At 68.1% G+C, this 5,866-nt stretch carries 7 protein-coding genes and 1 tRNA gene; 2 read left to right on the top strand and 6 right to left on the bottom strand.

Translation table 11 applies throughout. The features are described from left to right. Positions 1–328: 328 nt before the first annotated feature. The 3 genes from VGC47_14260 to VGC47_14250 form a co-directional block, all read right to left on the bottom strand. Complete coding sequence (locus tag VGC47_14260) at positions 329–799, bottom strand: hypothetical protein (protein ID HEX9856471.1); 471 nt, start codon at positions 797–799, stop codon at positions 329–331. Next, positions 786–2,132 (bottom strand): NADH-ubiquinone oxidoreductase-F iron-sulfur binding region domain-containing protein, encoded by a 1,347-nt coding sequence (locus tag VGC47_14255; protein HEX9856470.1) that lies wholly within the window; start codon positions 2,130–2,132, stop codon positions 786–788. The genes VGC47_14260 and VGC47_14255 overlap by 14 nt, the downstream gene beginning before the upstream one ends. 128 nt (positions 2,133–2,260) lie before the next feature. Continuing rightward, positions 2,261–2,572 (bottom strand): hypothetical protein, encoded by a 312-nt coding sequence (locus tag VGC47_14250; protein ID HEX9856469.1) that lies wholly within the window; start codon positions 2,570–2,572, stop codon positions 2,261–2,263. Between the two features lie 426 nt (positions 2,573–2,998). On the opposite strand from VGC47_14250, the gene VGC47_14245 reads away from it, so the two are divergent. Both VGC47_14245 and VGC47_14240 read left to right on the top strand, forming a co-directional pair. Then, positions 2,999–3,637, top strand: coding sequence for an ATP-dependent Clp protease proteolytic subunit (locus VGC47_14245; protein HEX9856468.1), 639 nt, complete (start codon positions 2,999–3,001; stop codon positions 3,635–3,637). Between the two features lie 437 nt (positions 3,638–4,074). Then, a tRNA-OTHER gene (locus VGC47_14240) sits at positions 4,075–4,177 on the top strand. 164 nt (positions 4,178–4,341) lie between these two features. Here the strand turns inward: VGC47_14240 and VGC47_14235 are convergent. From VGC47_14235 to VGC47_14225, 3 genes are all read right to left on the bottom strand, one after another. Beyond that, the gene (locus tag VGC47_14235; GenBank protein HEX9856467.1) at positions 4,342–4,479 is read right to left on the bottom strand and encodes a hypothetical protein; all 138 of its coding nucleotides are present in this window, start codon (positions 4,477–4,479) and stop codon (positions 4,342–4,344) included. 39 nt (positions 4,480–4,518) lie between these two features. Continuing rightward, on the bottom strand, positions 4,519–5,133 hold the full coding sequence (locus VGC47_14230; protein HEX9856466.1) for a dihydrofolate reductase family protein: 615 nt from the start codon (positions 5,131–5,133) through the stop codon (positions 4,519–4,521). An 87-nt stretch (positions 5,134–5,220) separates the two neighbouring features. Beyond that, positions 5,221–5,865 (bottom strand): dihydrofolate reductase family protein, encoded by a 645-nt coding sequence (locus VGC47_14225; GenBank protein ID HEX9856465.1) that lies wholly within the window; start codon positions 5,863–5,865, stop codon positions 5,221–5,223. Position 5,866: the final 1 nt, after the last annotated feature.

Raw genomic sequence — 5,866 nt, 5'->3', positions numbered from 1 at the left:
TCCTGCAGCTCCCGGGCGAGCCCTTCACGAGACCGATCCGGCTCCTTCAGGAGAAGGAGGGCCCCCATCGCGCGAAACAGCGCCCCCGGCGTCCGTTCGAGCGAGCCATGGGAGCCGTGCACCATGCGCTACTCCTTCAACCCTCAACCGACACCCTCCCGGGGAAGAGCGGGTACCTAAATCCTACTAGCTGGATAGAATTTGACTGGGCCCGAGGCTACGTTGGGAAGGAGTCAGGGTCGTACGAGCGGGGAGACCTCGCGCCCCACCGCCCCTCCAACGCCCAGGCGACCCTGCGGCCTGCCACGACCGTCCTCGTGAGCGCCCGCTATCTGATCCAGTCGGGGATGGGCCGACCGGCGAGCCGATGGAACTCCGCGATCACGTGGCGGGCGGTGTCCACGGCCCAGAGGGCGGTCTCGGCGTTCAGACGCTCCGCGATCGTCGGTGGTGGGCTCGCTGCCCGCCGGTCCAGCCGTTCCGCCTCGCCCTCGTAGCCGACGAGGGCATCTCGGATCGCTTGTAGCCGCTCCAGATCGGCCGCGGAATCGAGCTGGCGGCCGAGCACCCGCTCGCAGGCGTCGTGCCACTTCGGCAGGAACCGGGCCCGGGGCTTGAAGCTCGAGATCTCGCGGGAGCCGGTCTCGTTGACGAAGGCCTCCAGGGCAGCGTGCGCGGCCAAGATCGCCAGGCCGGACTCCGCCTCGCGTTCGCCGGCCAGTGCCGCCATCTCATCGGCGATGGCCAGCAGCACGCGAGGCTCGAGGCGCAGACCCATGTCTTCGCTACCCTGCCTCACGACCAGGCCTCAGCGACCAGTCGGGCTGCCTGGAGCCGTTCGTCTCGTCGTAGATGAATCGGCCCGCCTGCTCGTCGAGATCGACGAGCTTCGGGAAGGCGATCCGGCGCTCGCTCGGGCACGGCCTGCCGACGTGGGCCTCGAACTCCTCGCGGTACTGCTGCATCAGGCTCTGCACGATCAGGCTCTCTCCGGTCGGGAGCGCGCATCGCTGCCCATCCGTGCAGGTCGCCGCTCGCTCGATCACGGCGTCCAGCCCCCCGACGTCCGATCGCCCGGCGTGCAGACGCTGCAGCCGCTCCGTCACGTATCCCGAGTTCAGCTTGCACGGCGGGCACTGGCCGCACGATTCCATCGACAGGAAGCGCGAGTAGAGCCAGGCGGCTTCGACCATGCACGCGGTCTCGTCCAGGACGAAGAACCCCGCCGAGCCGAGCCCGCTGCCGACGGCGGCGAACGACTCGAAGTCCATCGGAGTGTCGAGCGTCTCGGCCGGGAGCACGGCGGCGGATGCGCCCGGGATCACGACCTTCACGACCCGATCCTCTCGGACGCCGCCCCCGCCGTGCACCTCGATCAGCTCGCGAAGCGGCGTCCCCAGCGGGAGCTCGAACACGCCCTCGCGCTCGACGTCGCCGGCGAGCGTGAAGGCCATCGTCCCCGGCGAGGACTCAGTTCCGCTCGCCCGCCACCAGTCGGCGCCCTCAGCGAGGACATGCGCGACGTTCGCCAGCGTCTCGACGTTGTTGACGAGCGTCGGGTTCTCGCGCGTGGCGTCCGCGAACAGCCCCTGCATGAACGGCCGCAGGATCCGAGGGAGCGGCGCGCGGCCCTCGACGACTTCGAGAAGCCCCGTCTCCTCGCCGAACAGGTACAGGTCCGGCCCGAGCACCACGTTGATCGGGAACTCCTCGAGCACCCCGGTGGACCGGAAGTCCACGATGGCGCGAGCGAGCGACTCGGCCTCGCGTTTGAACGACTCCTTGATCCCGACGTACGCCTTGGCCGCGCCGACCGCGAAGCTCGCGATGGCGAGCCCCTCGACCACGGCGTAGGGGTTCCGCCGCATCAACCATCGATCCTTGAACGTGGAGGGCTCACCTTCGGCGCCGTTCGCCACGACGAACCGCGTACCGGCGCCTGAGTCCCGGATCGAGCGCCACTTCGCGCCCGTCGGGAAGCCGGCGCCACCGCGGCCGCGCAGTCCGCTTGCCTCGACCTCGTCGATCACCGCCTCGGGCGTCATCTGCAGCGCGCGTTCGAGCCCGCGCGTCCCGCCGGCGGCGACGTACTCCTCTAACGAGGCGATCGGATCGCTCAGCGGCACCGTCATCCTCCTCCCCGTCCGGCGGCGTGTCATGTCCTGCGACCGACATGGGAGTCGGGTCATACGAGTCGATCAGGGCGTCAACCCGGCTGCACGAAGGAGCTCGAATCGGCGTCCGAGCCCCGCGCGGTGGCTCAGGCTTGGTCGGACTGCTCCCGCAAGATCAGCTCCGGACCCTCAGGCGTGGCCTGCGCATCCAGGACGCCGGCATCGAGCGGACCGGCCAGTTCGGGCGCGACGAACACGTCCAGGTTCGCAGCCTCCGCGGGCGCGTCGCCGGGCGCAGGGCCCATCACGGGTTGCAGGCTGATGGTCTGGCGACCGTCGTCGGTGACGGTCGACCGGAGTCTGACCGCCGTGGCGGGCTCGCGTTGCGCCGCGGGATCGCCCTCGTGCAAGACCTCGCTCCTGAGCACGGAAACGGCGGCATCGGTGACCTGCAGCATGGGAATCTCCCTTCCGCGATCGGGATGGAGTTCATGTTCACCGTACCACCGCACGGCGACCAGTCCCCGACCTCTCGGGCGCCACGCGGGCGCCACGTCCACGCGCTTGGTGGTGGGCGGCGATCCGTCAAGACCAACAGGAGGAGCAGCTCTCACCCCGACCAGGAGGCGAGGACTCATTCGAGTTGCTGGTCCCGTTCCGACTCAGGTGAACCTCGGGATTCTCGTCGCCTGCTGGTTGAGGCCCGCCTTGAGCGAGTGGGTGGCCGTCACGCTGGCCGGTGGTAGCGTGAAATGGTTGCACTCGACGAGTGTCACACCGCCGACATCGACTCTGAGGCTCAGAGCCGAGCGGCAAACCAGGTCTCCTCTTCGAGGCCGGGCAATCTTGAGCCTCCTCGAGGAAGACCAATCGGAGGGCAAGCCATGAGCGACTTCAAGAACCAGCTCGTTCCCGTCGTCGTCGAGCAGACCAGCCGCGGCGAGCGGTCGTTCGACATCTACTCGCGGTTGCTGTCGGAGCGGATCGTGTTCCTCGGCACGCCGTTCGACGACAGCGTCGGGAACCTGATCATGGCCCAGCTATTGCACCTGGAGGCCGAGGATCCCGACAAGGACATCAACCTCTACATCAACTCGCCCGGGGGCGAGGTCCCGGCCATGTTCGCCATCTACGACACGATGCAGTACGTCAAGCCCGATGTCTCCACGATCTGCATGGGGCAGGCGGCTTCGGCGGCCGCGGTCTTGCTCCTCGCGGGCACCACGGGCAAGCGGCTCGCGCTTTCGCACGCGCGCGTCCTGCTGAATCAGCCGTACGGCGGGGCGGAGGGCCAGGCCACGAACATCGAGATCCAGGCCAGGGAGATCACTCGCAGTCGCAAGCTGCTCGAGAAGCTCATCGCCGAGCACACCGGACAACCGCTGGAGAGGGTCGCAAAGGACACCGACCGAGACTTCATCCTCACCGCCGAAGGGGCCGTCGAGTACGGGGTCGTGGACGAGGTGATCCCCAGTAGGAAGACCGCCGCAGTGCTCGGCGCGGGGGGTGCCGGGCTTTCCTGAATGCCGGTCTCGTTCCGCCGCCCTGTTACCGCAGGGCCACGATCAACCGGTCACGTTGTGCGAAGCGTGAGGACACGTGGCATGTGCGGGCTCGCCACCCCAACCGACGACTGACCGCGCGGGCAGAGCGTCCGGCGACCGGCGTCGCCGACCAGTGGAGGGTCTGACCGCCGACTCGATCGGCGCCCGGGCCGCCGGTGTGAAGCCCCACGGCTCGGTGGTGCATTTCGTCCATCGTCTGAGAAGTAGCGAGACTCCGTTTCCATCCGCCGACAACGTCCCACGTAAACCGCGTCTTCTCGCCATGCGACAGCGCCCAGGCGTAACGTGCTGATCAAGGAGGTGATGCCGGACAAGTCTTCACGGGCCGCCGGACAAGTCTTCGAGCCGGATCGGCCTCACAAGTCTTTGCACGTTCTGGGACGACGCCTGAAGGCAAAGGCGCTGGTCACAGGGCTGAAGACAGCGCGAGCGTCGGACATGCCTTCAAAACCGGTGTGGGGGCGAGAGCTCCCAGGCGGGTTCGATTCCCGTCCGCCTCCGCGTGGAGAGAACGGGGAGGATCTGTGGAGTCGGAGAGGCCTCCACAGATCCTCCTCGAAATCTCGCCGCGACGCCTCGCCGGCGCAGGCCCGTTGCTACGCCTGGCCGCGGCACTCGCTTTCGTCGACGTGCTCGCCCCACTCGGCCACGGCCCTCGCTCATCAGACGTTGGTCATGAAGTGGTGGGCGCGGCGCCGTGCCAGTGCCACTCGCCTCCAGGCGCGGATGACCTCGCCGAGCAAATCCGCAAGCGTGAGAGCCGTGTCGTCCTCATGGAGCGAATTTCCGGCGAGCGTCACCCCAGGCGAACGTCGCGCTGCTCGGACAGCAGTGCGCGCTCAGGAAGCGAGGTCCGAGCCGGGTGGACCGGTGAGCACCGTGGGGACGTACTCGAGCAGCTGGAGTCTGCCGTCGAACGTTCCGCTGGCAACCATCTCGAGGGTGACATCGGGATACCCGTCGTAGATGCGGTCGCGGCCGGTTCTCCCGGTGATCACGGGGAAGAGGACCACGCGGAAACGGTCCACCAGGCCTGCCTCGAGGAGCGACCGGCACAGGGTCAGGCTGCCGAGGGTGCGCATCGGGCTGGTGCCGTCCTGCTTCATTGCTGCCACCGCCTCGACCGCATCTCCGCTGATCAACCGTGTGTTGGGCCACGACAACGGAGGCTGCAGCGTCGAGGAGAAGACGACCTTGGACACTCTGGCAAGCTCGGCGATGGCGGCGCCCTCATCGGTAATGGGCTCGTCCGAGGCCGACGCCTTGGATCCGGTGGCGAATCCGGACATCAGACGGTACGTGTTCGCTCCCATCAAGATCGTGTAGTCGCGTTCCGGCTGCTGGCCGAGCCAGGCGAGATACTCGGGTCCTTCGAGTCCCCACCATCCGGGCCAGCCCTCCGCGGCCCCGTAGCCGTCCAGTGAGGTGATGAAGTCCACGAGCAGTTCCTGCATGAAGTTCCTCCTTGTGCGCCGAGTGGGTCATCGAGGATGGTCGGGTTCACGGCGTCGGTCTGACGAGTGAGTGCGCGCCCGAGCGGCTCACGCCGCCCGCGTGAATGTCACATGGGTCACTCCGCTGGGCGAGGGGGCGGCCTCGACCTGATAGTCCTTCTCGAGGCCCTCCAGCCCCTCCCACAGGCGCGCGCCTCGGCCGAGCAGGAGCGGGACCACCACGATGTGCATGTGGTCCACAAGCCCCGCAGCCAGGAAGTCGCGGATCACGGTGGCGCCTCCACCGACGCGCACGTCCTGCCCGTCCGCAGCCTCCCGAGCGGTCTCGAGCGCCTCGGCGGGCGACACGTCGAGGAAGTGGAACGTCGTGCGGCCCTCCATCTCGAGCGACGGACGTGGCTGATGGGTGAGGACGAAGACCGGTGTGTGGAACGGCGGGTCGGGACCCCACCAGCCCTTCCACTCGGGATCATCGTGCCATCCGGGGTAGCCGAACTTCCCGGCACCCATGATCTCGGCGCCGATCCCGGGGCCGTGCAGCCGCGCGAAGGCGTCGTCGAGGCCGGCGCTGCCGCCGGGCTCGCCGACCATCTCGCGCCAATACCGGGTCGTGAACATCCATTCGTGGAGTCTTTCGCCGGCGTGGCCGAACGGTGCGTCGTGGCTCTGAGGTTCGCCGGTGCCGAAGCCGTCGAGCGAGATCGAGAAGTTGTGGACACGGACGAGTGACACG

Source organism: Acidimicrobiia bacterium, assembly GCA_036396535.1.
In the GTDB taxonomy this organism is placed as follows: domain Bacteria; phylum Actinomycetota; class Acidimicrobiia; order Spongiisociales; family UBA5794; genus DASWKR01.
Note: the sequence above shows the minus strand (reverse complement) of the source record. Positions and strands in the feature narration are given on the sequence as shown.